Below are 26,645 nucleotides of genomic sequence, written 5' to 3' on the forward strand. Positions count from 1 at the left end.
GTTAAAGATGAAAAAGGCGCTTCTGGTGGTCAGCTTTGGCACCAGCTATCACGACACCTGTGAGAAAAATATTGTGGCCTGTGAGCGCGATCTTGCAGCCAGTTGCCCTGACCGCGACCTGTTCCGGGCGTTTACCTCCGGGATGATTATCCGCAAGCTCAAGCAGCGTGACGGCATTGAAATCGACACACCGCTGCAGGCGCTGCAAAAACTGGCGGAGCAGGGGTATCAGGATGTGGCTATTCAGTCGCTGCACATTATCAATGGCGACGAATACGAAAAAATTGTCCGCGAAGTGCAAAGTATGCGTCCGCTGTTTTCACGCCTGACGCTGGGTGTACCGCTACTGAGCAGCCATGAAGATTACGCCCAGCTGATGCTGGCGCTGCAACAGCAAATGCCGACGCTTAGAGAAAATGAAAAAGTGGTGTTTATGGGACACGGCGCCAGCCATCATGCCTTTGCCGCCTATGCCTGTCTCGACCATATGATGACGGCGCAGCGCTTTCCGGCGCGGGTTGGGGCGGTGGAAAGCTATCCGGAAGTGGATGTGCTGATTGAAAGTTTATCCCAGGAAGGGGTGACGGCGGTGCATCTGATGCCGCTGATGTTAGTTGCTGGTGACCATGCCATCAATGATATGGCCTCTGACGAAGATGATTCGTGGAAAACATTGTTCAATGCGGCCGGGATAACGGCTACGCCATGGCTCAGTGGACTGGGTGAGAATCCGGCGGTTCGCGCCATGTTCGTGGCACATTTACAGCAGGCGCTTAATGTGGCGCTGGAGGAAGCAGCATGAGCGGGAAACTGTACGCATTAAGCACCGGACCTGGCGCTTCCGATCTGATCACCGTACGTGCTGCACGTACGCTGGGCATGCTGGATATTCTCTATGCGCCTGCCGGGCGTAAAGGCGGCGATAGCCTGGCGCTGTCGATTGTACGGGAGTATATCGGCGAGCAGACCGAGGTCCGCTGCTGCCATTTTCCCATGAGTGCCGACAGCGCGGAAAAAGAGGCCGTCTGGGATGAGGTTGCAACCGCGCTGGTTCAGGAAGTCGAAGCTGGAAAAAAAGTAGGCTTTATTACGCTCGGCGACGCCATGCTGTTCAGTACCTGGGTCTTTTTACTGCAGCGCATTGGCTCGCCTGACTGGTTAGAAATCGTCCCGGGCGTGACTTCTTTCGCTGCGATTGCCGCGCGTTCGAAAACCCCGCTCGCTATGGAGCAACAATCGCTGGCAGTGGTCTCCTGTACCGCGCCGGAAGCTGAAATTCAGCAGGCGTTAAAGCAGCATGACAGTCTGGTGTTGATGAAAGTGTACGGTCGTTTTGCGCGTATCAAAGCACTGCTGCAACAAGAGGGTTTGTTGGACTGCGCATTAATGATGTCTGAAGCCACGCTGCCAGGTGAACAGTGCTGGCGTCATCTCGATGAGGTGAGCGACGATCAGCCGCTGCCTTATTTCTCGACCATTCTGGTCAATAAACAGTGGGAGTATGCACAATGAAGCTTGAACAACAGCTAAAACAGCTGTCTTTCAGCGGGTTGGCTGCGGCGCTATTACTGATGATTGTTCCTGAGCAAGCGTTCGCCATGCACATTATGGAAGGTTTCCTGCCGCCGATGTGGGCGCTGGCATGGTGGCTGCTGTTTTTACCCTGCCTGTGGTACGGGCTGGTGCGCCTGCGCCAAATCGTGCAGGAAGATAACCACCAGAAAGTTTTGCTGGCACTGTGCGGCGCCTTTATTTTTGTGCTGTCGGCGCTGAAAATTCCTTCCGTTACCGGAAGTTGTTCACACCCTACCGGCGTAGGCCTGGCGGTTATCCTGTTTGGACCTGGCGTAGTGGCCATCCTCGGGGCGATCGTTCTGCTGTTCCAGGCACTGCTGCTGGCGCACGGTGGTTTGACGACACTCGGCGCGAACGGCATGTCGATGGCGGTAATTGGCCCGGTAGTGGGTTACATGGTGTGGAAAATGGCCTGCCGTGCAGGGCTGCGTCGTGATGTTTGCGTCTTCTTGTGCGCGATGCTGGCGGATCTCGTCACCTATTTCGTGACGTCGGTACAGCTGGGCGTCGCGTTCCCGGATCCCTCTGCTGGCGCTACCGGTTCAATCATTAAGTTCATGGGGATTTTCTGTTTGACGCAGATCCCAATCGCGATTGCGGAAGGGTTACTCACCGTGCTGATTTACGATCAGCTAACCAAACGCCAGTTAATAACCGCACAAGGACATTAACGATGAAAAAGACGCTGATTATATTGGGCATGGTAGTGGCGCTGGTGATCCTGCCGTTCTTTATCAACCACGGTGGAGAGTACGGCGGTTCAGATGGTGAGGCTGAGAGTCAGATTCAGGCTATTGCCCCGCATTATGAACCCTGGTTCCAGCCGCTGTATGAACCGGCAAGCGGTGAAATTGAAAGTCTGCTGTTTACACTTCAGGGATCGCTGGGCGCAGCCGTGATTTTCTATATCCTGGGTTATACCAAGGGCAGGCAACGCCGTGATGACCGGGCTTGACAGGCTTAGCTATCAAAGCCGTTGGGTTCATGTCTCGCCAGTGCGGAAATTTCTGCTCTGGCTGGTGATGATGATTCTGGCGTTTACTCTGCCCCCGTTGGGGCAGGGTATTGAGCTGTTATTGATTGCCGCGCTGAGCTGCTGGCTGCTGCGTATTTCATTCTGGCGCTGGTGCCGTTGGATGGCATTACCGTTTGGTTTTCTGGCGGTTGGCGTAGTGACCATCCTGTTTAGCATCAGCCGCGATCCACAGACGCTGTTGGCCTGCATACCTGTGGGAAGTTACTGGTTGGGAATCAGCGCACCAGGTCTGGTGACAGCGAATGAAACGTTCTGGCGCAGCCTTGCAGCGCTGGCGGCAACCTTCTGGCTGGTACTGAATCTGCCGTTTCCGCAATTAATTATCCTACTCAAACGCGCGCACGTTCCTCGCCTGTTAACTGAGCAGATCCTGCTGACCTGGCGGTTTATTTTTATTCTCTTAGACGAGGCGCTGGCTATTCACCGCGCACAAACGCTGCGTTTTGGTTATCGTAGCTTGCCGTTGGGCTACCGCTCTCTGGCAATGCTGGTGGGATTGCTGTTCACCCGCGTGTTGATCCGCTACCAGCAAATGACCACCACACTGGATATCAAACTTTATCAGGGTGATTTTCACCTGTAAGGAAAAGTATGCTTGCCACCTCAGCGCTTTGGTTTCGCTATCAGGATGACCCGATCCTCAAAGGGCTAACGCTGGATTTTTCTACGCATGCCGTCACCGGGTTGGTAGGCGCTAATGGTTGCGGGAAATCCACGCTGTTTATGAACCTGAGTGGCTTATTGCGCCCACAGCAAGGCGCGGTGATGTGGCAGGGCAAACCGCTGGATTACAGCAAACGCGGCCTGCTGGCGCTGCGTCAACAGGTGGCAACGGTATTTCAGGACCCCGATCAGCAAATCTTTTATACCGATATCGACAGCGATATCGCCTTTAGCCTGCGCAATCTCGGGGTGGATGAGGCTGAAATCGCCCGACGCGTGGAAGATGCGCTTACGCTGGTCGACGCCCAGCATTTTCGCCATCAGCCCATTCAGTGTTTAAGCCATGGGCAAAAAAAACGCGTAGCGATAGCCGGGGCGTTGGTGTTGCAGGCGCAGTATCTGCTGCTGGATGAACCTACTGCGGGCCTCGACCCGTCAGGCCGCACGCAGATGATTGAGATTATCAAACGCATCGTAGCGCAAGGAAACCATGTCGTAATTTCAAGCCATGATATCGATCTTATCTATGAAGTCAGCGATGCGGTGTACGTTTTACGCCGGGGCGAAGTACTCACGCACGGCACGCCAGGCGACGTTTTCGCCCGTACGGATCTTATTGAACAAGCGGGATTAACTCAGCCCTGGCTGGTGAAGCTGCATACCGAGTTGGGCTTCCCGCTGTGTAAAACAGAGGCTGAATTTTTTAGCTGTATGCGAGAGAACGCACTGAAGGAGGCGTCATGACGCAGGCAATAATGTTGCAGGGAACGGCATCTGATGTGGGTAAAAGCGTATTGGTCGCCGGGCTGTGTCGTATTTTTTATCAGGATGGACTGCATACCGCACCGTTCAAATCGCAGAACATGGCGCTGAACTCTGGCATTACGCCAGAGGGAAAAGAAATGGGCCGCGCGCAAATTTTTCAGGCTGAAGCCGCAGGTATTACGCCAGATGTGCGTATGAACCCGGTTCTGCTTAAACCGACCAGCGATCGCAAAGCGCAGGTAGTGCTGATGGGCAAAGTAGCGACTGATATGGACGCGGTGAGTTACCACGAGTACAAACCACGTCTGCGGGAACAGATCCTGTCAGTTTATAACAGCCTGGCGCAGGAGTTCGATGTGCTGGTGCTGGAAGGTGCGGGGAGCCCGGCAGAGATTAACCTGCGCGATCGCGATATCGTCAATATGGGCATGGCAGAAATGGCGCAGTGCCCTGTCGTTTTGGTGGCGGATATCGATCGTGGTGGGGTATTCGCCTCCATTTACGGCACGCTGGCGCTGTTGCACGATCACGAACGCGCACGCGTAAAAGGGGTGATCATCAATAAGTTTCGCGGTGATGTGACGCTGCTGCACTCCGGTATCGAGCAAATTGAAGCGCTGACCGGTGTTCCGGTGCTGGGCGTGATGCCATGGCTGGATGTTGATCTGGAAGATGAAGATGGCGTTGCGCTGCAAAAGGGCAAGTATTTGCGCACTGATAAACGCGACATCGACATCGCCGTTGTGCAAATACCGCACATTTCTAACTTTACGGATTTCAATGCGCTTGCTGCGCAGCCGGATGTGCGTGTGCGCTATGTTCGCCAGCCTGAAGAGCTGGCGGGGGCCGATCTGGTGATTTTGCCCGGCAGCAAAAATACCCTTGGCGATCTGGTGTGGCTGCGTGAAAGCGGGATGGCGCATGGCGTCGTGCAATTGCATCGTAATAACGTACCGGTGGTGGGGATTTGCGGCGGTTATCAAATGCTCGGCGATACCATCATTGATGAAGTGGAGTCAGGACTCGGTACGCTGCCGGGGCTGGGCTTGCTCAATACCGTCACCCATTTTGCTCAGCACAAAACCACGACCCTGGTTAAGGGGCAAATGTCCTCATCGCTGCCTGACTGGCTGGCGGGCACAGCGGGGTTATCCGTTCGCGGTTATGAAATTCATATGGGTGAAACAGCATTAACCGATGAATGTCAGTCGGTGATGACGTTGCACAAAGACGGCGGCAACGTTGTTGACGGCGCGGTCACTGCGGATGGTCTGGCGTTCGGCACCTATCTTCACGGTCTTTTCGACAGCGATGATTTCACCCGTGCGTTGGTCAATGGCCTGCGAGAACGTAAAGGGTTAGCTCCGCTGGATTCCACCTTCCATTACGCGCAATATAAATCGCAGCAGTTTGATCTGCTGGCGGATGCGATGCGGCAACACATCGATATTGAGAAAATTTATACCATCATGCAGCAACACCGGGAGCCAGTATGATGATTCTGGTTACTGGCGGCGCGCGAAGCGGTAAGAGTCGGCATGCGGAAGCGCTGATCGCTGATTCCCCAAACGTTTTGTATATTGCGACTTCGCAGATTTTTGATGAGGAGATGGCTGCGCGAATTCAGCATCATCGCGATGGACGTCCTGCGCACTGGCGTACAGCCGAACGTTGGCAACATCTTGATGAACTGATCACGGCAGCGAACGATCCTCAGGAAGCCATTCTGCTTGAATGCATCACTACGATGGTGACCAACCTGCTGTTTGCTCTGGGCGGTGACAGCGATCCGGATAGCTGGGATTACGCGGCGATGGAGCAGTCTATCGAAGGTGAAATCCGTTCGCTGATTGCAGCCTGTCAGCGCTGCCCGGCAAAGATCGTGTTGGTCACTAACGAAGTGGGAATGGGGATTGTGCCGGAGAACCGTCTGGCGCGGCATTTTCGTGATATTGCAGGACGCGTGAACCAGCGACTGGCGGCGGCGGCTGATGAGGTCTGGCTGGTGGTATCAGGAATTGGAGTCAAAATTAAATGAGTAAGTTGTTCTGGGCAATGCTCTCTTTTATCAGTCGCTTGCCCGTTCCTGCTCGCTGGTCGCAAGGACTGGATTTCGAGCATTATTCCCGCGGTATTGTGATGTTCCCCCTGATTGGCGTCGTGTTGGGAGGGGTGACGGGGCTGGTCTTCATGGCGCTCCAGACCTGGTGCGGTATACCGTTGGCTGCCCTTTTTGCGGTGCTGACGCTGGCGTTATTGACCGGGGGATTTCATCTGGATGGTCTGGCGGATACCTGTGACGGCATTTTTTCGGCGCGCCGACGCGAGCGGATGCTGGAAATCATGCGCGACAGTCGCCTGGGAACCCATGGTGGACTGGCGTTAATTTTCGTTTTACTGGCGAAGGTGCTGGTGGTGAGCGAACTGGCTTTGCGTGGCACGCCGATGCTGGCTGCGCTGGCGGCGGCATGTGTCGCCGGGCGAGGAACGGCGGTGTTGCTGATGTATCGGCATCGCTATGCCCGCGAAGAAGGGCTGGGCAACGTTTTTATTGGTAAAGTCACCGGGCGTCAAACCTGCGTTACGTTGGGATTGGCGGCGATCCTTGCCGCCGTGCTGCTTCCCGGCATGCGCGGCGTGGCAGCGCTGGTTGTCACAATGGTGGCGATTTTTATTCTTGGGCAGTTATTAAAACGCACGTTGGGTGGGCAAACCGGCGATACGCTGGGCGCTGCCATTGAACTTGGCGAGTTGATTTTCTTGCTGGCTCTGCTCTGAGTCAGCCCACATACTGGAACCCTTATGCAGACTTTAACCTCTTTACTCCGCGCGATCCCATTACCTGACAGTGCCGCGATGCTGCGCGCGCAGCAGCATATCGACGGCTTGCTTAAGCCGCCGGGAAGTTTGGGGCGACTCGAATCTCTCGCCGTGCAATTGGCCGGGATGCCAGGCTTGAAGGGTGTGCCGCATGTGAATGGCAAAGCGATGCTGGTGATGTGCGCCGATCACGGCGTGTGGGATGAAGGGGTTGCCGTTTCACCTAAAGTTGTCACGGCTATACAGGCTGCCAATATGACGCGTGGAACGACCGGCGTCTGCGTCCTCGCCGCTCAGGCGGGGGCGAAGGTCCATGTGATAGATGTGGGGATTGATGCTGAACCTATTCCCGGCGTGGTGAATATGCGTGTGGCACGCGGTTGCGGCAATATAGCCGAAGGCCCGGCAATGAGCCGTTCACAGGCCGAGGAGCTGTTGCTGGAAGTCATTCGCTATACCCATGAACTGGCCAAAGACGGCGTAACTCTGTTTGGTGTCGGTGAGCTTGGTATGGCAAATACTACACCTGCGGCGGCCATTGTTAGCGTGCTTACCGGCAGTGATGCTAAGGAAGTCGTGGGTATTGGCGCTAACCTTCCTCTTTCTCGGGTGGGGAATAAGGTAGACGTTGTGCGTCGGGCAATTGCCGTCAATCAGCCGGATCGCCATGACGGTGTCGATGTGCTGGCTAAAGTTGGTGGGTTCGATCTTGTCGGCATGGCAGGGGTTATGTTGGGGGCGGCCTCCTGCGGCCTGCCGGTCGTGCTGGATGGTTTTCTTTCTTATTCCGCTGCGCTGGCGGCCTGCCAGATTGCACCACAAATTAAACCCTACCTAATCCCGTCACATTTCTCCGCTGAGAAGGGCGCCCGTACCGCGTTGGCGCATCTTGAATTGGATCCGTATCTGAATATGGGGATGCGTTTGGGCGAAGGCAGTGGGGCCGCGTTGGCGATGCCAATTATTGAGGCTGCTTGTGCGATGTACAACAATATGGGGCAGTTAGCCGCCAGTAACATCGTGCTTCCGGATGGTAAGGAAGCGTAGTTACCGCTCAACCTGAACCTCGCCTGTTGGCGAGGTTTTTTTATGCGCAAATATGTCGTAACCCACTAAAACAGATAATAAAAGCTATAATTAACGGATATCTGCTGCGACGAAGGAAAGGAAAAAGATGCGTCGTGTAAAACTGCTTTGTTCACTCATTATGCTGCTTGCGAGTCAGGGCGCGCAGGCGGTGAGTTATCCACTGCCGCCAGAGGGCAGTCGCCTGGTGGGTAGCCCTTTGACTGTTACGGTTCCACCAGGTAATACCAAGCCGCTGGAGGCATTTGCCGCTCAGTACGGGCAGGGGTTGAGCAATATGCTTGAAGCCAATCCGGGCGTCGATGTTTTTCTGCCTAAATCGGGTTCAACGCTGGCTGTGCCGCAGCAACTGATATTACCGGATACCGTACGCGAGGGGATTGTCATCAACGTCGCCGAGATGCGGCTTTACTATTATCCTGCTGGCAGCAATACGGTTGAGGTTTTACCCATTGGCATTGGTCAGGCGGGTAGAGAAACGCCGCGCAACTGGGTGACGGCGGTAGAGCGTAAGCAGGAAGCGCCAAGCTGGACACCGACGCCAAATACCCGACGCGAATACGCCGCTCGCGGGGAAAGCTTGCCAGCATTTGTTCCTGCCGGGCCAGAAAATCCGATGGGCCTGTATGCAATTTATATCGGCAGGCTTTATGCCATTCACGGGACAAATGCCAATTTCGGTATTGGTCTGCGTGTAAGCCAGGGGTGCATCCGTTTGCGGAATGACGACATCAAGTACCTGTTTGATACGGTGCCTGTAGGGACGCGTGTACAATTAATTGACCGACCGGTGAAATACAGCGAAGAGCCGGACGGTAGTCGCTGGGTGGAAGTACATGAGCCGCTGTCACGAAACCGTTCGGAATACGAGTCTGACAGAAAGGTTCCCTTGCCCGTCACTCCCGCTCTGCGCACCTTTATCAGTGGGAATGACGTGGATGTGAGCCGCGGAAGCCAGGCACTGGAAAGACGTTCCGGTATGCCGGTGAACATCAGCCTGGTACAGAAACATTATTAATTTTCAGGGCGACCCTCGTGACCTTCAGGTCGGATGGGTCGCTTTTTTTATTTGATACTGCCCCATTTTTACCACGCCAATATGGTCTGCCATTAGTTGAGCTTCGTGTTCGCTGTGGGTAACCAACAGCGCCGTTTGCCCGGCGGCGCGCAAAATATCCCGTACCTCGTTGCCAAGACGTTCACGTGTGCGCTTATCCAGGCTGGAGAAGGGTTCATCGAGCAACAGGATTTCCGGATGTGGCGCCAACGCGCGCGCAAGGGCGATACGCTGTTGTTGCCCGCCTGAAAGCTCATGCGGATAGCGGTTGGCATGGCTGTGTAACTCCACCATTTTCAGCAGCTCAGTCACTCTGGCCTGTTGTTCCTCACGCGGCATGCGACGCAATCCAAAGGCCACATTTTGCTGCGCGGTCAGATGGGGGAATAACGCATATTCCTGGAAGACCATGCCGACATGACGTTTTTCCGGTGGCAGATGAATGCCGGGACCGGCAACACGGCGCTGTGACACATAGATCTCTCCGTTTTGCAGGCGTTCAAATCCGGCAACTGCGCGTAGCACCGTGGTTTTCCCGCAGCCTGAAGCGCCCAGCAGACAGGCGATTTCACCTTTATGTACCGACATTGAAAATCCGCTCAGTACCGATTGCTGGCTGTTGCCATAAGTAACGTGTACATCCTGGAGTCGTAATGCAATTTCTGACATTGTTGCTCTCTTAACCACGGCGAGTCATTTGGTGACGCACCAACAAAATAACCGGTAGCGTGCCAGCTAAAACAATCATTAGCGCGGCGATAGCACCTTCTTCATAGGTTCCACGGGCGGCTTCCGCATACAACAATGTTGCCAGCGTTTCGAAATTGACCGGGCGCAAAAGCAACGTTGTTGGCAGTTCTTTCATGGCATCGGCAAAAACCAGCAGGGCACTGCTGACTAACGCTGGACGCAGCAGGGGAAAATGGACCCGTGCAAACGTCCCCGCACCATTCTCACCCAACAGACGAGACGCCTGTTCCAGCGAGGGGGGGATACGGCCCAGACCAGAATCCAGTGCGCCAATGGCAATCGCCTGGAATCGCATGGCACAACAAATTACCAGCAGGATCCCGGCGGACATCAGCGGCAGACCACGAACATCCAGTAAATCGGCCAGCCAGCGGTCGACCGCCATGGCGGGTGTCAAAAAACCAATTGCCAGAATTGTGCCGGGGACCGCATAGCCTAAAGAAGCCAGACGCATCACGCCGCGACGAAATCCTGGCATGGCGTTGTCGGCGGCGCTATGACGCGCACTCCAGGCCACTAACATACTGACGCAAACCACCACCAGCGTGGTTCCCGCCGCCAGCGATAGCGTATTTTGTAATGCTGACAGTAACGAAGAGGAAAGCGGATTCTCATCACCTATGCGTTTGGCGCTTTCCCACATTAAAAACAGAACCGGAGCCAGAAAACCCAGCAGGACAGGCAGTGAAATAACGCCACCGAGCAGCCAGCCACGCCAGCCCTGCACGCGCGTAGGTTGAATTTCCCGCAGGCTGCGACTGCTGAATCCTTGTTTTCTGCGACCATAAAATTCCAGCGTCAGAATAAGGAATATAAACATCAGCATCATGCAGGCAATTTGTGCCGCGGCAGATAAATCAGAACGCGAGATCCATGTGGTGTACACGGTAACGGTTAACGTCTGTACCCCGAGAAACTCCGATGCGCCGATATCGTTGAGCGTTTCCAGCAGTGCCAGGCTGATCCCAACGGCCAGTGCCGGACGGGCCATGGGCAATGCAACACGAAAGAAGGTTCCGGTTGCGCTGCATCCCAGCGTGCGTGCGGCTTCCAGTAAATGGGCCGGTTGGCTAATAAACATGGCGCGGGTTGTCAGATACACGTATGGGTAAAGCACTAATCCGAGTAGGATGATTGCGCCGGAAAGTGAGCGTAAATCTGGCAGACGGAACTGTCTTGGGCTGTCAAAACCCAGTAAAAAACGGATAAAGGTTTGCAGGGGGCCAATCGGATGCAGCAGATCGAGCCACGCAAAGGCCACAATGTAGGTCGGCATCGCCAGCGGCAACAGTAACGCCCAGCTAAGTATTTTACGTCCAGGGAAATCCCATGCCGTTACCGCCCATGCGCTGCCTACGCCAATCACGCCGACCATCACCGCGACACCGGCTAATAACAGCACGGTATTTTTTAGTGCGGCAGGTAGTACATACGTCAGGAGATTATCCCAGTGAGATAAATCGGCCTGGGTAGCCTGCCAAATCAGCGCAATGATCGGTGTCAAAACGCCAAGCGCTACGCACAGTGCGCCAAGATGTAGCGGCGTTAATAATGACTGCGGCCCGGAAACCAGGCCGCGTAACGTCGGAAACTGCAGAGGTTTATTGATCGAATCCAACTTTATCTACCAGCAGACTAGCTTGTTTACGATATTTAACGATTTCGGTTAATGGTGTTTTATCGACGTCGATTTCGCCAATAGTTGCGTTGATAACCGGGTCAAGCGTCACGCCTTTCAGTACCGGGTATTCGAAGTTCGCTTTCGCATATTGCTGCTGGGCAGGTGCGGAAACCAGATATTCCATCAGCTTAACGGCATCGGCTTTATTTGGCGCATAGCGGGCTACAGCTGCACCACTGATGTTGACGTGTGTACCGCCATTTTCAAAGGTAGGTTTAACGACTTTAATCGCATCGCCCCATTGACGCGCATCGCTGCCTTCTTTGGCATTTTTCATATGGCCGACGTAATAGGAGTTGGCGAGACCAATATCGCAAATACCGCCGAGGATATCGCGAGCAACATCGCGATCGCCACCGGTAGCTTTACGCGCCAGGTTAGCTTTCACACCGCGCAGCCATTCTTCGGTCTTTGCTTCGCCGTGATGAGCAATCATTGCGGCGATCAGCGCCGTGTTATACGGGTGCTGTCCGGAACGAATACAGACTTTACCTTTGTACTCAGGGCTGGCGAGTTGTTCGTAATGCCAGTTATCGATTGGCAGTGACTTCTCGGCATACAGCACGCGGGCACGCATCGACAGCGCAAACCACTGATTATCTGCACCGCGCAGATTAGCTGGAATAGCGGTTTTCAGTGCTTCTGACTCTACTGGCTGAGTTACACCCGCTTCCACTAAATCAATGAGATTACCGGCATCGACGGTCATCAGCAGGTCGGCAGGTGAATTTTTACCTTCAGCTTTAACGCGCTCAAGCATACCGTCCTTGATATAGACCGTACTGACTTTGATGCCGCTGGTTTTGGTCCAGCTATCAAGTAAAGGCTGGATCAGACCCGGTTCGCGGGTTGTATAGAGCGTTAACGTTTCCTGAGCGAAAGCCGGTAGGCTAACTGAGAAGACCAGGGAAGAGGCAAGTGTGATACGGCGCAGTCCGGCGCGAGGCAGAGAATTCATCGTTTATATCCCAGAGTAATTGGAACGTACAGTGAACCGAGCGAGGGCTCGTTCCTTTGGCTCGCGTACAATAAATGATAATCACTAGCACTTACAATAATTGCAAAGTTTAAACGATTTACATTTACATAACTTTAATCAACGTTGTGATGCGGCATGTAACGGGGTGCAGAGCAGGCAGGGTGCTTATCAGAGGGGATTTTATAGCGACCGAAAAAGCAAAAAACCTGCTTAGTTTCCTAAGCAGGCTTCTTAAATATGGCTCCTCTGACTGGACTCGAACCAGTGACATACGGATTAACAGTCCGCCGTTCTACCGACTGAACTACAGAGGAATCGTGTGAACGAGGCGCATATTACTGACCTCACCATGAGGTGTCAACAGTAAAATTAGCGCGTCATTTCAATTGCTTAATTAATCTTCAAATTCAGCGTTAATGCACATTTGCTGAGCGATAATGACCATCTTAGCGGGTATCGCGTAACCGCTCCATGGGGTTCTGGCGGTAAAACTGAATAAAACGCTGCCATAAGGCCGGAAAACGTGGCGCAAATAATTCAGGAGCACTGAAGAAATACTCCGATAGAACGGCAAAGCATTCGGCCGGGTCGGTTGCTGCGTAAGCATCTATACTGCACGCGGTTTCACCGACCAGATCAATTTCATCCTGAATATTATTCATTGCGGCATACAGGTCGTGCTCCCAACCGGCAATATCTCGCAGAGGGATCGCCGGAATACCGCTGGCGCGGTCGCCATTACGCATATCAAGCTTATGTGCCACTTCATGGATGATTAGATTAAAGCCGGAGGCATCAAAAGAATCCTGAATGTCGAGCCAGTTAAGGATTATCGGACCTTGCTGCCAGCTCTGCCCGGACTGTACAACCCGTTGATTATGCACCAGCCCAATATCGTCTTCCCATTCATCGTCCACGACAAACGGGGCAGGGTAGATGAGAACTTCATGAAACCCGTCGAGCCACTCGACCCCTAATTCCAGGACAGGCAAACAGAAAAGCAGCGCAATGCGCGCACTTTTCAGCGGGTCAAGTTCAAACCCCTGAAGCGCTACCAATCTTTTTTGCTGTAAAAAGCGCTCGGCCAGGGCGATAAGTCTGGCTTGTTCTTGCTCGGTGAGATTCACCAGAAGAGGAATAGCCTGGGCGTCGTCCCACGGCCAGTCGTCACTCCGGGTTGTTTCTTGCTCTTTCCAGGGCCACTTAATCATCGTTTTGCTCGCAAACTCGTCACTTGAACGAAATTGACGGAACGGGGTCTGTTAAAATGCCAAATTACCTGGCATCATGGCAACCGCCAAAACGGAGAGATGCCAGAGCGGCTGAATGGACCGGTCTCGAAAACCGGAGTAGGGGCAACTCTACCGGGGGTTCAAATCCCCCTCTCTCCGCCACTATTCAAACACTTAGCTCAATTCCTTTCAACGACTCATGTCACACTTGGTATAGTGTTGATATATTCGCTTAGTATAAAGCTCGCCATCATCATGTTCTGATTTGCCCAATACTGGAAGATCCAGTGTGGGGGAAATTTTCACTTTTCTGTCATAAACCGCAACCTGGCGTTCAGTTTTGTGATCTGAGAATAGTTGTTTGTCCTTTCTCGTTTCTATCAAGTTTTTTTCCTGCGGCTCAAAGTTAAACCAGGGGCAGGGTAGCTAAAGTTATTTTGGCTTTTATGCTAGAAGAAGATAGCCCCAGAAACCAGGCCGTCAGAGAAATTAGCAACAAGCCTCGAGAATAAATCTGACAGTTATCTTTGGGCGATAAGCGGACGCACAAGACGGTGACAAGATTGCAATATTTGTTGGGGTTATGCCCACGACTTGTTTTGGATAAACTCACTTAACCCTTTGTGATACGATAATTATCTTAGATTGTCACATGGGGCCAGATTTTGAATTCATACATTTTCCTTGCCGGGGCCATTGTAGCTGAAGTAATAGGTACAACCCTGATGAAGTTCTCTGACGGATTTACACGTCTATGGCCATCTGTCGCAACCATTGTGTGCTACTGCACTGCTTTTTATCTTCTCGCTCAGACGCTGTCGACGATTCCAACGGGTATTGCATACGCAATTTGGTCAGGTGCTGGAATCGTATTAATCAGCCTTTTGGGCTGGTTGGTAAGTGGGCAAAAGCTGGATTTCCCGGCGATCGCAGGCATGTTCCTGATTTGCGCTGGGGTTCTGGTTATCAATATTTTTTCAAAATCTTCCCCGCATTAATTCTAAAAGAGTGTCGGATATCTGGCGCTGTTAGCAGAGCTTATCCCTGTGCGGTGAAAAAGCCCGCTTGGTATGAAGCGGGCTTGCGTATTTTTGTCGTAATTAGAACTGGTAGACTAAACCAACGGCAACGATGTCGTCAGTTGCGATACCATTGCTTTCATAGAAGCTGTCGTCTTCGTCCAGCAGGTTGATTTTATAATCAACGTAGGTGGACATGTTTTTGTTGAAGTAGTAAGTCATACCCACATCAACATATTTGACCAGATCTTTGTCGACGTAACGCCAGTTACCATGGCTCACTTCCTGACCCCCTAAATCCTTGCCTTTAGACTGCAGGTAAGCGATGGATGGGCGCAGACCGAAATCGAACTGGTACTGAGCTACAATTTCAAAGTTCTGGGTTTGGTTAGCAATGCCACCATTACCTTCACCGTTGCCGCCGCCGTAATAGGTCATATTGCGGGTTTCTGCATACATGGCTGCCAGGTAAACGTTATTAGCGTCATACTTCGCGCCAACAGTCCAGGCTTCAGCTGTTTCGCCGCCAGCGTAGTTGTTGCGCTTGTTCATACCATCCTGGTAACCGCGAGCAACCTGGTCATCAGTACGATCAGAACTGGAATACGCCGCACCGAGGCTTAAACCGAAGTCGAAGTCATAGGAGGTGGACATACCGAAACCGTCGCCGTTTTCTTTCGCCAGTTTACGACCTTCGCTATTACCGGAACCTTCCTGGCCGCTCCAGGTGCCTTCGCCTTCATTATTACCCTGATATTGCAGGGCAAAGTTCAGGCCATCAACCTGACCAAAGAAGCCTTTATTACGATAGGTAGCAACGCCGTTGGTACGGCCCAGCATGTAAACGTCGGTCTGAGTGTAGGTATCACCACCGAATTCTGGTAGCATATCGGTCCAGGCTTCAACGTCGTACACGACGCCGTAGTTACGACCGTAGTCGAAAGTACCGTTTTGACCAAAACCTAAACCGGCAAAGGCCAGACGAGTCCAGGAATCGCCTTTGTCACCTTCGGTACCGTTGGCCTTAATGTTGTATTCCCACTGACCATAACCGGTCAGCATGTCGTTGATCTGTGTTTCGCCCTTAAAACCCAGACGGGCATAGGTCTGATCGCCATCGTCGCCAGGGTTATCAGAGAAATAACGCAGACCATCGACTTTTCCGTACAGATCCAGTTTATTGCCGTTTTTATTATAGATTTCAGCCGCATTTGCTGCGCCTGCAGCTAATAAAGCAGGGAGAAGCAGTGCCAATACTTTTCTTTTCATTATGTATTCCCTTTGCATGATAATTAAAATGAATATGTAGTACTATCCAAGCAACTACATTTGGATACTATCTATGAAGTTCATTTAATTTAAAATATAACATGTAACAAATATATTTAAAATATTTCTAAATATTTCTTGAATGTGTTTTTATAACTATAAATGTATGTATATTACATTGTTATTTGCCACGAAAATCATTTTTTAATCAATGCGTTATGTGTGTCTAGTTATTTATTTGCAACTTGAATTTTATTTGTGGGAAGTATTTGTCTTTATTATTCATATAATATGGTTGTTGATATTGAGATTATGGTTTTTATAAATTCATGTGGGTTTTATTTTCGGTGTGATAATAAAAATTAATTATGTAATGGGGCAGGCAGTGGTTTGCAATGAAAATTGTTGCTAAGGTGATTTTCTTTCTACAAAGGGAGATAGCATGAAACTGCACGACTGGCAGTCGCAATTTGAAGCTTGGTTAGCTGATAACCATTCCGGACAAGATGCTGCGCATGACATCTTTCACTTTCGTCGTGTGTGGATGACGGCGCAAAAGCTGAGTACAGATGCAACTGTAGACTGGCTGGTGGTGCTGACCGCGTGCTACTTCCATGATCTCGTCAGCCTGCCAAAGAACCATCCTGAGCGTCATTGTTCGTCGGTACTGGCAGCCCAGGAAACACGTCGCGTTTTGATGCGCGATTTTCCGGATTTTCCACAACAGCGGTTATCGGCAGTGTGTCATGCCATTGAGGCGCATAGTTTTAGCGCCAAAATCGCGCCAGAAACCCTTGAAGCGAAAATCGTGCAGGATGCAGATCGGCTTGAGGCGCTGGGTGCAATTGGTTTAGCGCGCGTATTTGCCGTTTCAGGGGCGTTGGGGGTTGCGCTGTTTGATGCGGAAGATCCGTTTGCCCGAAAGCGTAGCCTTGACGACAAACAGTACGCGCTCGATCACTTCCAGACCAAGTTATTGACGTTGCCGTCGACGATGCAAACTGAACAAGGACGACATTTAGCGCAGCATAATGCTGACTTCTTACTGACGTATATGGCGAAGCTGAGTGCGGAGTTAAAAGGAGAGTATGAAATGCTGGATCTTGACGCGATTCAACCCTTTAAAGCACGTTAGTCGCCAGTGCAGCCGCAACGTCAATCGCACTATTTTATGTTAATCTGTCGGTTATCCATTTCGGCCGGTTAAATGTATGCAGGATAATTTTTCAGTAGCAGGCTCCATGAACCCGATGACAGATGATAACAAGGCCGCCGCGCAGGTGATTTTGGCTAAGTTGCTTGAAATATATGACGTGAAAACCCTGGTTGCTTATCTGAACGGTGTTGGCGAGAACCGCTGGAGTCCGGCCATCTTTAAGCGAGTGGTGGCGAACGAAACATGGCATCGCCTCAGCGACAATGAGTTTACTTATCTGAATTCCTTGCTGCCGACGCCACCTGCGCATCATCCGCATTATGCCTTTCGATTTATCGATCTGTTTGCCGGCATTGGCGGGATTCGTCGCGGCTTTGAGGCAATTGGTGGGCAGTGCGTGTTTACCAGCGAGTGGAACAAGCATGCGGTGCGCACCTACAAAGCGAACAACTATTGCGATCCCTTCCAGCATCACTTTAATGAAGATATTCGTGATGTCACGCTGAGCCATCAGGATGGGGTGAGCGACCAGCAGGCGGCAGAACATATTCGCCAGCACATTCCAGAACATGATGTACTGCTGGCGGGATTTCCTTGTCAGCCCTTCTCCCTGGCCGGAGTGTCAAAGAAAAATGCGTTAGGGCGGGCCCACGGTTTTGCCTGCGATACACAAGGCACACTCTTTTTTGACGTGGTGCGCATTATCGACGCTCGTCGACCAGCAATATTTGTGCTCGAAAACGTCAAAAACCTGAAGAGTCACGATCAGGGCAAAACGTTTCGCATCATTATGCAGACGCTGGACGAGCTGGGTTATGACGTGGCAGATGCGGCGGATAACGGTCCGGATGATCCGAAAATTATCGATGGGCAACATTTTTTGCCTCAACATCGCGAACGTATCGTGCTTGTCGGTTTCCGACGCGATCTGAATTTGAAATCAGACTTCACGCTGCGGGATATTGTCACGCGTTATCCGCAGCGGCGTACTACCCTGGCGGAACTGCTTGAGCCGACCGTCGATGCGAAATATGTGCTGACGCCGGTGCTGTGGAAATACCTCTATCGCTATGCGAAAAAGCATCAGGCGCGGGGAAATGGATTTGGCTATGGCATGGTGTATCCCGGTAACCCTGATAGCGTAACGCGCACATTATCTGCGCGTTATTATAAGGATGGGGCGGAGATCCTGATTGACCGTGGCTGGGATATGGCGCTGGGTGAAAAAGATTTTGACGATCCGCAGAATCAGCGACACCGCCCACGCAGACTTACGCCCAGAGAGTGCGCGCGCCTGATGGGGTTTGAATCTCCGCAAGGCTATCAGTTCAGGATCCCCGTGTCAGATACTCAGGCTTATCGCCAGTTTGGTAATTCGGTGGTCGTTCCGGCATTTGCGGCGGTGGCCAGGCTGCTGGAGCCAAAAATCAGGCAGGCAGTTGCTATTCGCGAGAAAGAGAACCTGCATGGCAGACGTTCACGATAAAGCAACACGCAGTAAAAATATGCGGGCGATAGCCACCCGCGATACCGCGATTGAAAAACGCCTTGCCAGCGTGCTGACAGAGCAGGGGGTAACGTTTCGCGTGCAGGATGCGACGTTACCCGGTCGCCCCGATTTTGTGGTGGATGATTATCATTGTGTGATTTTTACTCACGGTTGTTTCTGGCACCACCACAATTGCTATTTGTTTAAAGTCCCCGCGACACGAACGGAATTCTGGCTGGAAAAAATAGGCAAAAATGTCCAACGCGATGCGCGGGATTGTGAAAAATTGCAGGCTCTTGGCTGGCGCGTACTGATTGTCTGGGAGTGCGCCCTGCGTGGTCGCGAAAAGCTGGATGATGAAGCGTTATCTGAACGTGTCATCGAGTGGATCTGCGGCGGTGGCGACACCGCGCAGATCGACACTCTCGGTATTCATTTACTGTAATGTTTTTTCCGACGAACTCGCGACGGCATCCGCTTTAACAGGGAACAGGTATTTCCCCAACGTTACCAGCACCACAGCAAACACGATCACGCCGAGCGCCAGCCATTCGATAGGGGCCAGTCTTTCTCCCCCCAGACCGGTACCTAACAGCACCGCAACAACCGGATTGACGTAGGCGTAGCTGGTGGCTAGCGCCGGGCTGACATTGCGGATCAAGAACATATACGCATTAATGGCAATAATGGAGCCAAACAGGGCCAGGTAAGCCACCGCCATAAAGCCGGAAAATGTTGGCATGGTGGTCAGTTTTTCCCCGGAGAGTAACGATGCGCACATCAGCACAATACCGGCTGCTAACATTTCAATGGCTCCGGCCATCATGCCAACGGGCAGCGTAATGCGTGAACCGTACACCGAGCCAAACGCCCAGCTTATCGAACCGATCAGGATTAAAATAGCGCCCCACGGATTGCCACTTAAATTGCCTCCGCTGTTCAGCATGATGATCCCTGCGAGCCCAATCGCTATTCCCAACCATTCCAGTTTGCGCGTTTTGATGCCAAAAAAGTGGCTAAAACACAGCGTAAATAGCGGGACGGTGGCGACCACCACGGCGGCAATACCGGAAGGGACATTTTGATGTTCTGCGACGGTGACCAGTCCATTACCCACAGCCAGCAGCAGGATACCAATTAACGCGGCGTTCAGGATTAAGCGTAAGGGGGGGAGCTTATGCCCGCGAATAAGTAAAAAACTTGTTAATAAAATTCCCGCAGAGAGAAAACGTACGGCTGCCATCATTAACGGCGGCCAGCTTTCAACACCAATGCGAATAACGAAGTACGTGGAACCCCAAATGATGTACAGCGCGAATAGCGCACTGAAAAGCGGTAACAATTGCCTGAAACGCATAATCCCTCACGGTAGAAATAAAAAGGTGCAACATAGTAAACGTCAAAACTATCTTACTGGCGAGATTTATAATTACGTGTCGATGTTAAAAACTTGTTGACCAGAAAGGTCAGTTTCAGCATGGCGTGTTTTACTTCATACTTATGACTGCAAAAAAATAATATTGAGGGTCAAAATTTTGGCAGGAAGTAGCTTACTAACCTTACTCGATGATATCGCCACGCTGCTGGATGATATATCAGTGATGGGAAAATTGGCCGCGAAAAAAACCGCGGGCGTGCTGGGAGATGATCTGTCGCTTAATGCGCAGCAGGTATCGGGCGTGCGGGCGAACCGTGAACTCCCGGTGGTCTGGAGCGTGGCGAAGGGGTCGTTTGTAAACAAAGTTATCCTTGTACCGTTGGCGCTATTGATAAGCGCATTTATTCCCTGGGCGATCACCCCCTTATTAATGGTAGGTGGGGCGTTTCTCTGTTTTGAAGGGGTAGAAAAGGTTCTGCATACCCTGGAGGCGCGTAAGCACAAAGAAAGCCCGGAAGAGCGTCAGCAGCGTCTGGCTGCTCTGGCCGCACAGGATCCACTCACCTTTGAGAAAGATAAAATCAAAGGGGCAATACGTACTGACTTCATTTTGTCTGCCGAGATTGTTGCGATTACGCTGGGTATTGTAGCGGATGCACCTTTGCTGAATCAGGTGTTGGTGTTATCGGGTATCGCGTTAGTGGTGACCGTGGGCGTGTATGGCCTGGTCGGGATTATCGTTAAGCTTGACGACATCGGGTACTGGCTGGCAGAAAAACGTAGCCAACTTGCCCAGTCGCTGGGGAAAGGGTTGCTGGTGGTTGCCCCCTGGCTGATGAAAACACTTTCTGTGGTCGGTACATTGGCGATGTTTTTGGTGGGGGGCGGTATTGTGGTACACGGAATATCACCGCTGCATCATGCGATTGAACATTTTGCTCAACAGCAAAGTACATTGATTTCGCTAATGCTTCCGACCCTGCTTAACCTGGTGCTCGGCTTTATCATCGGTGGGATTGTCGTTCTGCTGGTGAAAACTGTCGCCAGACTGCGCGGAGTTTCGCACTAATTGTTACAGGACTGATTATGCAAAACGCCTCTTTGTCATCTAAGGTGTAAAGGTTTCTCTTGATACAGGAGGCAGGTATGGTCTTTTCTGTCAGTGAGGAAGTCACCTCCAAAGAGGGTGGCCCACGTATGATCGTTACCGGGTATGCCAGCGGAATGGTGGAGTGTCGCTGGTACGACGGCTTTGGCGTTAAACGGGAAGCATTCCGTGAAGATGAACTGGTGGTGCCGGGCGAGCGAAGACAGCTCTGTCAGGATGCCTGAACATTTGACTCGACCGTAACCTGGTGATCTCTCAACCATTAGTTATATTTATCATTTTGGTGAGAATTATTTACTTGTCAGGCAAAAAAATTGCAGATAAGGTTTGGTTCACATCAGATTTTCTGGTGTAACGAATTTACAAGTGCTTCTTGCATAAGCAAGCTTGATCCCGACCCGATAAGGGCCGGGATTTTTTTCGCCCTCAGTCAGCGATTGATCTCCGATACGCTAAAGTCATGGATATCAAGCTCGAACGCGTCGGCCAGTTCATGCCATGTATGGTAATCTCGGCCGTCGACGCTAACGCGCTCCGGGTCATCCTGGCTGCGATGAATTTCACTCTCGCAGATTTCGTTGATTGCCTTTAGCAGCGCGTCGACATCGACGCTGACTTCACGTTTGGCCGTATCGCTGTACTCTTTCGCGGTTTTCATCCTCATACCTCTCAACCGTTAAGGATACCGGGGGAGCGTACCCAAACATCAGATACGCACAACTTAAGTATAGACCGTCGATAAAACCCGCAATCGCGCGTGCACAGCGCTGCCAGAAAAAGGAATTTGTTCTACACTGGCACAAAGCCACAGGAGGAAAACTATGAAGGTGAATGATCGGGTCACAGTCAAAACGGACGGCGGTCCTCGTCGACCGGGCGTGGTACTGGCAATCGAAGAGTTTAGTGAAGGCACCATGTACCTGGTTTCGCTGGAAGACTACCCGCTCGGTATCTGGTTCTTTAATGAATCAGGTCATCAGGATGGTATCTTTGTGGAAAAAGTGGAGTGAGATGAGTTCCGCTATTTGATTCTGACTGGTGGAGTCGCCACCAGTCAGAACGTCTTAGCGCATATTCACAAAGATACCATTGGTGACGTTGTCCGTAAGTCTCACAACGTGATAGATAACTTGCTTATTATGCGTCTTAATCTTTCGTTTTATATTCCCCTTATGGGATGACACCGTCTTGGCTTTGATATTCATTTGATCTGATATCTGTATTGTTCCCTGACCCTCCATCCACATACGCAACATGCTGGATTCGGTTCGACTTAATGATAATGTCGGCAGATTCACATCAATAGCAATATCTACTTCTTTTTTCAGAATATCGCCAAGTAGTTTATCCAGTGAGTCAGGCTTAATCGATTTAGAACTAATCAATAAATTTTTTCTGACGAGTAGATATTCATCAAAATGCACATTGGCAATTGCCATAAAGACAATAAATAATGTGCTGGGATGCTGATTAATGATTTGCTTTATTTGCTGGCTATTAGCAGGATCGTGGATAAAGCAGTCCTCATTAATAAACACCACAGCGGGTTGTTGAGAGACACAGGCGAGACTGAGTTCATCAACGTTGGAAATGTTGTTGATTTCCCTTTTTTTCACTCCCCGACTTACCAGATACCCGGTTAACCCTAGTCGGGTGTAACTGCATAAATCCATAATAATCGTTGACATGGCATACCCTCACTCAATGCGTAACGATAATTCCCCTTACCTGATTATTTCATCACAACTAAACGGAATAATAACGACCCAAGATGACACTTTCGCTGTTTTTCAGGCGAATTTACTATCCCGTAAAGTTGCGTATAATTTGCCAGGAAACATCTTAAAGTAAAGTGAATGTTGCGTTATGTGAGTGAGGCAAAAACAAATAAGCCGCGACAGAGATATCCTGGTGGATGTTGTCACTTTTTAAAATTAGGACAATCCTTAGTAAAACAGGATAAAAATTAAGGGTTATTATTTTCCAGGCATTTCGCTGACGATATCGGCCAGTAAATTAAAAATTTCACTGAATAATCGTTCGCAGAATGGCGCAATTAATGGCATTAGCGCCGCCATCAGTGAAATACCTACGGTCAGAGTGAGAGGAAAGCCGATGACGAAAACCGACAGCTGTGGCGCCATGCGATTTAACAAACCAAGTGCGAGGTTCAGCGTGAGTAGCAGCGTCATTACCGGCAGGGCCAGCATTAGCCCATTGAGGAAAATCAGGCTACCCGCCCGTGCCAGCGCGAGAAACGCATTGCTGTTCACCGGATTGCCGCCGATGGGCAGAGTATGAAAAGTATCTACCAGCAGCGAAATCAGCCATAAATGGCCGTTAAAGGTCAGGAACAGCAGCATGGCGAGCATGTCGATCAGTCGTGCCAGAACCGGCATATTCAGACGGCTACCGGGATCGAAGAACGTCGCGAAGGAAAGGCCCATTTGCAGGCCAATTAATTCCCCGGCGGTACGTACTGCGGCAAACGCAAACTGCATGGTGAAGCCTAAAGCGATACCGATCAGGATTTGTTGCATTGCCTGCCATAGCGCGCCAACAGAAAATATGGGGACGTCAACGGCGGGAATCGACGGGGCGATAACGACGGTAATCATCAACCCCAGCCCCAGCTTTACTCGTTTGGGGATGGCTCGTTCACTGAGGATGGGGGCCGTTGAGATGAGCGCCAGTATGCGCAGCAAAGGCCAGAAGTATAAATTCAGCCAGTGGAGCCACTCAACGCTGGTCACCTGTAACATAACGTTGTCTACCCGATGATATAGGGGATATTGCTGAACAGCGTACGCACGTAGTCGAGCAGCAGGTTAAGCATCCACGGGCCAGCAACAATGATGGCAATAAACACCGCGACAATTTTGGGAATGAAGGACAGCGTCATTTCGTTAATCTGGGTCGCCGCCTGCAGAATACTGATGATAAGACCTGTGACGAGAGCGACCAACAGCAAAGGCGCAGCAAGGGCCAGGGCGACTTTCATCGCCTCTGTGCCCATCATCATGACCGATTCAGGAGTCATTTCGCGCCTCTAACTGTAAAAGCTTTGTGCCAGCGAGCCGACAAGTAGCTGCCAACCGTCTACCAACACAAACAGCATCAGCTTAAACGGCAACGCGATTGTGGCTGGTGGTACCATCATCATCCCGAGCGCCATCAGTACGCTGGCAATCACCAGGTCGATAATCAGAAACGGAATAAAAATGGTAAAACCTATCTGGAATGCTGTTTTCAACTCACTGGTGACATAAGCGGGTAGCAAAATTCGCATCGGCACGGCTTCTGGTCCCTGTAATGGACCGCTGTTTGCTAAGCGCGCGAAGAGTGCCAGATCGGCTTCACGGGTCTGGCGCAACATAAACTCACGCAGCGGCTGGGCGCCTTTCTCCATAGCTTCCTGCATGGAGATCTTCTCTTCGCTGAACGGTTGATATGCGTCGACGTAGATTTTATCGATCACCGGCGACATGATGAAAAAGGTCAAAAAGAGCGCCAGGCCCAGTAGCACCTGATTAGGTGGTGCAGAGGGGGTACCCAGCGCATTTCGCAGGAGACCGAAAACAATGATGATGCGGGTGAAGCTGGTCATCATCAGCAAAATTGCAGGCAGGAACGTCAGCGAGGTGATGAACACCAGTGTCTGCACGGGCAAAGACCAGCTTTGTCCGCCGCCCGGCAACGGCTGACTAACCAGACCCGGGAGTTGGGCGAGGGCAACGGGACTGAAAAGCCACAAGCCTGCCAGCGTGAGGGATAACAAACGGCGCATCAGGATCTCCCAGAACGCTTAAGCAAACTCTTCATCATGGCCTGGAAATCCGCAGGGGAGGCCGTTTTTTCTTCTGCATCGGCAGGTGCCGGGGGCAGGGTGTGCAGGACGTTAATCTGCGAGGCTGTGACACCCAGTACCAGACGGGCATCTTCGACCTCGACAATCACCACGCGCTCACGTGGACCCAATGAGGTGCTGGCCGTGACTTTCAACCCGCGTGTACCGGCACTTTTGGGGGCAAACCCCAGACGTTTAATGACCCAGGCCACCGCCAGGATCAAGACGATGATCCCGAGCAGCGCGCCGCTTACCTGCACCAGCGGTGAGCCGGGAACGGCGGCGGGTTGAGAAACGGTAGCCTGGGTATTCATGATTAACGGCTCAGACGGCGCATACGTTCAGACGGGGTGATAATGTCAGTGATACGCACACCGTATTTATCCGCGACCACGACGACTTCGCCTTGGGCAATCAGATAACCGTTGATCAGGATATCCAGCGGTTCGCCTGCCAGGCCATCCAGTGCGACAACCGACCCCTGCGTCAGGCGCAGCAGCTCTTTGATGGTCATGCGGGTACGGCCCAGTTCGACGGTCAGTTTGACCGGAATGTCCATGATCAGGTCGATGTCCTGCAAAGCACCGCTGACGTCGCCGCCACCTAACTGCTGGAATACCGCATCGGCCGCACTTTTGGTGGGCGTGGTTTTTTGCTCGTTTAACGCGTCAGCCCACAGATCGTCCAATGCGCCAGTGTTCTCATCGGACGGATTATTCATATCACTCATTTGGGCTGTTCCTCATTCAGCGAATTCAAAATCGGGTTTATCAGATGTTCTACGCGTAACGCATACTGACCGTTTACGGTGCCATACTGGCTGGTCAGCACAGGCACGCCGTCCACATGAGCAATAATGCGGTCGGGTTTTTCAATCGGCAGTACATCGCCGGGTTTCAGTTTTAAAATCTGGGATAGCCGCAGCGGAATGTCGGCAAAGTTTGCCACCAGCTCCAGCTCAGAATGCTGAACCTGACGCACCAGATTATTGCGCCAGTTCTGATCTTCATTACGCGAGTTTTCCAGCGGCGGATTCACCAGCAGCTCACGCAACGGCTCAATCATGCTGAATGGCAGACAGATGTTAAATTCACCGGTCAGGTTGCCAATTTCAACGTGGAACGGGGTGTTCACCACAATGTCGTTCGGGGAGGTGGTGATATTGGTAAATTTCACCTGCATCTCGGAACGGACGTATTCCACTTCCAGCGGGTTGATGGCCTTCCACGCATCGCTGTAGCCTTCCAGCGCCAGCTTCAGCATGCGGTTGATAACGCGCTGTTCTGTGTGCGTAAATTCGCGGCCTTCCACTTTCGTCGGGAAACGACCATCACCACCGAACAGGTTGTCTACGGCGATAAATACCAGACTTGGTGAGAACACAACCAGACCCGTACCGCGCAGCGGCTTCAGGTGGATTAGGTTCAGGTTAGTCGGAACCGGCAAGTTGCGCGCAAATTCGTGGTAAGGCTGGATACGGATCGCCCCCACGGTAATATCCGGGCTACGGCGCAACAGGTTAAATAACCCCATACGGAACTGGCGCGCAAAGCGTTCGTTAATGATCTCCAACGCCTGTAAACGCTCACGTACCACGCGACGCTGAGTGTTGGGATCATAAGGACGAATATCGCTTTCTTTTGCGATACCTGAAATGGGTTCGTCTTTGGTTTCGCTATCGCCGTTCAGCAATGCGTCGATTTCTGCCTGAGAAAGAATACTGTCGCCCATGTCT

The 26,645-nt window shown here is 51.7% G+C and carries 31 protein-coding genes, 2 tRNA genes and 2 pseudogenes; 19 read left to right on the forward strand and 16 right to left on the reverse strand.

What is annotated here, in order from left to right; translation table 11 throughout:
* Positions 1–7 precede the first annotated feature (7 nt).
* The 11 genes from cbiK to ldtA all read left to right on the forward strand — a co-directional run bounded on the left by cbiK (position 8) and on the right by ldtA (position 8,963).
* Positions 8–802 (forward strand): sirohydrochlorin cobaltochelatase, encoded by a 795-nt coding sequence (gene cbiK, locus OGV85_RS15845; RefSeq protein ID WP_003839033.1) that lies wholly within the window; start codon positions 8–10, stop codon positions 800–802.
* Positions 799–1,512, forward strand: coding sequence for a cobalt-factor II C(20)-methyltransferase (locus OGV85_RS15850; RefSeq protein ID WP_003030285.1), 714 nt, complete (start codon positions 799–801; stop codon positions 1,510–1,512). Before cbiK ends, OGV85_RS15850 begins: the two co-directional genes overlap by 4 nt.
* On the forward strand, positions 1,509–2,246 hold the full coding sequence (cbiM, locus tag OGV85_RS15855) for a cobalt ECF transporter S component CbiM (protein ID WP_003834098.1): 738 nt from the start codon (positions 1,509–1,511) through the stop codon (positions 2,244–2,246). Before OGV85_RS15850 ends, cbiM begins: the two co-directional genes overlap by 4 nt.
* 2 nt (positions 2,247–2,248) lie before the next feature.
* Positions 2,249–2,530: an energy-coupling factor ABC transporter substrate-binding protein gene (locus OGV85_RS15860; RefSeq protein WP_003030289.1), complete on the forward strand. Its 282-nt coding sequence runs from the start codon at positions 2,249–2,251 to the stop codon at positions 2,528–2,530.
* Complete coding sequence (locus OGV85_RS15865) at positions 2,517–3,194, forward strand: energy-coupling factor ABC transporter transmembrane protein (RefSeq protein WP_061548019.1); 678 nt, start codon at positions 2,517–2,519, stop codon at positions 3,192–3,194. The genes OGV85_RS15860 and OGV85_RS15865 overlap by 14 nt, the downstream gene beginning before the upstream one ends.
* A gap of 8 nt (positions 3,195–3,202) precedes the next feature.
* On the forward strand, positions 3,203–4,018 hold the full coding sequence (locus OGV85_RS15870) for an energy-coupling factor ABC transporter ATP-binding protein (RefSeq protein WP_003839037.1): 816 nt from the start codon (positions 3,203–3,205) through the stop codon (positions 4,016–4,018).
* Positions 4,015–5,535 carry a cobyric acid synthase gene (locus tag OGV85_RS15875; RefSeq protein WP_003030293.1) on the forward strand — a complete coding sequence of 507 codons (1,521 nt, stop codon included), beginning with the start codon at positions 4,015–4,017 and terminating at the stop codon, positions 5,533–5,535. Before OGV85_RS15870 ends, OGV85_RS15875 begins: the two co-directional genes overlap by 4 nt.
* Entirely contained in the window at positions 5,532–6,077 is a 546-nt protein-coding gene (gene cobU / locus OGV85_RS15880) for a bifunctional adenosylcobinamide kinase/adenosylcobinamide-phosphate guanylyltransferase (protein ID WP_003030294.1), read from the forward strand. Before OGV85_RS15875 ends, cobU begins: the two co-directional genes overlap by 4 nt.
* Positions 6,074–6,817: an adenosylcobinamide-GDP ribazoletransferase gene (gene cobS, locus OGV85_RS15885; RefSeq protein ID WP_061548020.1), complete on the forward strand. Its 744-nt coding sequence runs from the start codon at positions 6,074–6,076 to the stop codon at positions 6,815–6,817. The genes cobU and cobS overlap by 4 nt, the downstream gene beginning before the upstream one ends.
* A 24-nt stretch (positions 6,818–6,841) precedes the next feature.
* Positions 6,842–7,906, forward strand: coding sequence for a nicotinate-nucleotide--dimethylbenzimidazole phosphoribosyltransferase (cobT, locus tag OGV85_RS15890; RefSeq protein WP_061548021.1), 1,065 nt, complete (start codon positions 6,842–6,844; stop codon positions 7,904–7,906).
* A 127-nt stretch (positions 7,907–8,033) separates the two neighbouring features.
* Positions 8,034–8,963 (forward strand): L,D-transpeptidase, encoded by a 930-nt coding sequence (ldtA, locus tag OGV85_RS15895; protein ID WP_061548022.1) that lies wholly within the window; start codon positions 8,034–8,036, stop codon positions 8,961–8,963.
* Between the two features lie 24 nt (positions 8,964–8,987).
* Here the strand turns inward: ldtA and OGV85_RS15900 are convergent, their stop codons facing one another.
* The 5 genes from OGV85_RS15900 to mtfA form a co-directional block, all read right to left on the reverse strand.
* Positions 8,988–9,671: an ABC transporter ATP-binding protein gene (locus tag OGV85_RS15900; protein ID WP_003030299.1), complete on the reverse strand. Its 684-nt coding sequence runs from the start codon at positions 9,669–9,671 to the stop codon at positions 8,988–8,990.
* Between the two features lie 10 nt (positions 9,672–9,681).
* Positions 9,682–11,370, reverse strand: coding sequence for an ABC transporter permease (locus tag OGV85_RS15905; protein ID WP_003844223.1), 1,689 nt, complete (start codon positions 11,368–11,370; stop codon positions 9,682–9,684).
* The gene (locus OGV85_RS15910) at positions 11,354–12,391 is read right to left on the reverse strand and encodes an extracellular solute-binding protein (protein ID WP_003030303.1); all 1,038 of its coding nucleotides are present in this window, start codon (positions 12,389–12,391) and stop codon (positions 11,354–11,356) included. The genes OGV85_RS15905 and OGV85_RS15910 overlap by 17 nt, the downstream gene beginning before the upstream one ends.
* A gap of 259 nt (positions 12,392–12,650) precedes the next feature.
* Positions 12,651–12,726: transfer RNA gene (locus OGV85_RS15915), tRNA-Asn, on the reverse strand.
* A gap of 132 nt (positions 12,727–12,858) precedes the next feature.
* On the reverse strand, positions 12,859–13,623 hold the full coding sequence (mtfA, locus tag OGV85_RS15920; protein ID WP_061548023.1) for a DgsA anti-repressor MtfA: 765 nt from the start codon (positions 13,621–13,623) through the stop codon (positions 12,859–12,861).
* 93 nt (positions 13,624–13,716) lie between these two features.
* Between mtfA and OGV85_RS15925 the strand changes: the two genes are divergently transcribed.
* Positions 13,717–13,806 (forward strand) — tRNA-Ser (locus tag OGV85_RS15925).
* A gap of 27 nt (positions 13,807–13,833) precedes the next feature.
* On the opposite strand, the pseudogene OGV85_RS15930 reads toward OGV85_RS15925, so the two are convergent.
* Positions 13,834–14,013, reverse strand: a pseudogene (locus tag OGV85_RS15930) (hypothetical protein); the annotation flags it as partial.
* A 296-nt stretch (positions 14,014–14,309) separates the two neighbouring features.
* Between OGV85_RS15930 and OGV85_RS15935 the strand changes: the two are divergent.
* Entirely contained in the window at positions 14,310–14,642 is a 333-nt protein-coding gene (locus tag OGV85_RS15935) for an EmrE family multidrug efflux SMR transporter (RefSeq protein ID WP_003839058.1), read from the forward strand.
* A 102-nt stretch (positions 14,643–14,744) separates the two neighbouring features.
* On the opposite strand, the gene ompC is transcribed toward OGV85_RS15935, so the two are convergent.
* Positions 14,745–15,932, reverse strand: coding sequence for a porin OmpC (gene ompC / locus OGV85_RS15940; RefSeq protein WP_003030408.1), 1,188 nt, complete (start codon positions 15,930–15,932; stop codon positions 14,745–14,747).
* 442 nt (positions 15,933–16,374) lie between these two features.
* On the opposite strand from ompC, the gene OGV85_RS15945 reads away from it, so the two are divergent.
* From OGV85_RS15945 to OGV85_RS15955, 3 genes are all read left to right on the forward strand, one after another.
* Entirely contained in the window at positions 16,375–17,067 is a 693-nt protein-coding gene (locus OGV85_RS15945) for a phosphohydrolase (RefSeq protein ID WP_181522770.1), read from the forward strand.
* Between the two features lie 76 nt (positions 17,068–17,143).
* Positions 17,144–18,574 carry a DNA cytosine methyltransferase gene (locus OGV85_RS15950; protein ID WP_054528525.1) on the forward strand — a complete coding sequence of 477 codons (1,431 nt, stop codon included), beginning with the start codon at positions 17,144–17,146 and terminating at the stop codon, positions 18,572–18,574.
* Complete coding sequence (locus OGV85_RS15955) at positions 18,555–19,022, forward strand: very short patch repair endonuclease (protein ID WP_003030411.1); 468 nt, start codon at positions 18,555–18,557, stop codon at positions 19,020–19,022. The genes OGV85_RS15950 and OGV85_RS15955 overlap by 20 nt, the downstream gene beginning before the upstream one ends.
* Here the strand turns inward: OGV85_RS15955 and yedA are convergent.
* A complete protein-coding gene (yedA, locus tag OGV85_RS15960; protein ID WP_003839069.1) occupies positions 19,014–19,934 on the reverse strand; it encodes a drug/metabolite exporter YedA in 921 nt (306 codons plus the stop codon). The two genes, OGV85_RS15955 and yedA, sit on opposite strands and share 9 nt — an antisense overlap.
* Positions 19,935–20,109: 175 nt before the next feature.
* Between yedA and OGV85_RS15965 the strand changes: the two genes are divergently transcribed.
* Together OGV85_RS15965 and OGV85_RS15970 are read left to right on the forward strand one after the other, a co-directional pair.
* Positions 20,110–21,024 carry a DUF808 domain-containing protein gene (locus OGV85_RS15965; RefSeq protein ID WP_181522814.1) on the forward strand — a complete coding sequence of 305 codons (915 nt, stop codon included), beginning with the start codon at positions 20,110–20,112 and terminating at the stop codon, positions 21,022–21,024.
* A gap of 77 nt (positions 21,025–21,101) precedes the next feature.
* A complete protein-coding gene (locus OGV85_RS15970) occupies positions 21,102–21,287 on the forward strand; it encodes a YodC family protein (protein ID WP_003030415.1) in 186 nt (61 codons plus the stop codon).
* Positions 21,288–21,493: 206 nt separating this feature from the next.
* Here OGV85_RS15970 and yodD read toward each other — a convergent pair whose 3' ends face one another.
* Entirely contained in the window at positions 21,494–21,721 is a 228-nt protein-coding gene (gene yodD, locus OGV85_RS15975) for a YodD family peroxide/acid resistance protein (RefSeq protein WP_003030417.1), read from the reverse strand.
* Positions 21,722–21,884: 163 nt separating this feature from the next.
* On the opposite strand from yodD, the gene dsrB reads away from it, so the two are divergent.
* Entirely contained in the window at positions 21,885–22,073 is a 189-nt protein-coding gene (gene dsrB / locus OGV85_RS15980; protein ID WP_003030419.1) for a protein DsrB, read from the forward strand.
* A 54-nt stretch (positions 22,074–22,127) separates the two neighbouring features.
* Here dsrB and rcsA read toward each other — a convergent pair whose 3' ends face one another.
* The 7 genes and pseudogenes from rcsA to fliM form a co-directional block, all read right to left on the reverse strand.
* Positions 22,128–22,751, reverse strand: coding sequence for a transcriptional regulator RcsA (rcsA, locus tag OGV85_RS15985; protein ID WP_003030421.1), 624 nt, complete (start codon positions 22,749–22,751; stop codon positions 22,128–22,130).
* A gap of 278 nt (positions 22,752–23,029) precedes the next feature.
* Positions 23,030–23,825, reverse strand: a pseudogene (fliR, locus tag OGV85_RS15990) (flagellar biosynthetic protein FliR).
* Positions 23,826–23,833: 8 nt separating this feature from the next.
* A complete protein-coding gene (gene fliQ, locus OGV85_RS15995; RefSeq protein WP_003030425.1) occupies positions 23,834–24,103 on the reverse strand; it encodes a flagellar biosynthesis protein FliQ in 270 nt (89 codons plus the stop codon).
* A gap of 9 nt (positions 24,104–24,112) precedes the next feature.
* A complete protein-coding gene (gene fliP / locus OGV85_RS16000; protein ID WP_003030427.1) occupies positions 24,113–24,850 on the reverse strand; it encodes a flagellar type III secretion system pore protein FliP in 738 nt (245 codons plus the stop codon).
* Positions 24,850–25,227 (reverse strand): flagellar biosynthetic protein FliO, encoded by a 378-nt coding sequence (gene fliO, locus OGV85_RS16005; protein WP_086503965.1) that lies wholly within the window; start codon positions 25,225–25,227, stop codon positions 24,850–24,852. Before fliO ends, fliP begins: the two co-directional genes overlap by 1 nt.
* Complete coding sequence (gene fliN, locus OGV85_RS16010) at positions 25,227–25,640, reverse strand: flagellar motor switch protein FliN (protein ID WP_003030433.1); 414 nt, start codon at positions 25,638–25,640, stop codon at positions 25,227–25,229. The genes fliO and fliN overlap by 1 nt, the downstream gene beginning before the upstream one ends.
* A complete protein-coding gene (gene fliM / locus OGV85_RS16015) occupies positions 25,637–26,641 on the reverse strand; it encodes a flagellar motor switch protein FliM (RefSeq protein ID WP_048218013.1) in 1,005 nt (334 codons plus the stop codon). Before fliM ends, fliN begins: the two co-directional genes overlap by 4 nt.
* Between the last annotated feature and the right edge of the window lie 4 nt (positions 26,642–26,645).

The organism is Citrobacter sp. Cf132, assembly GCF_030333885.1.
GTDB classification, from domain to species: domain Bacteria; phylum Pseudomonadota; class Gammaproteobacteria; order Enterobacterales; family Enterobacteriaceae; genus Citrobacter; species Citrobacter freundii.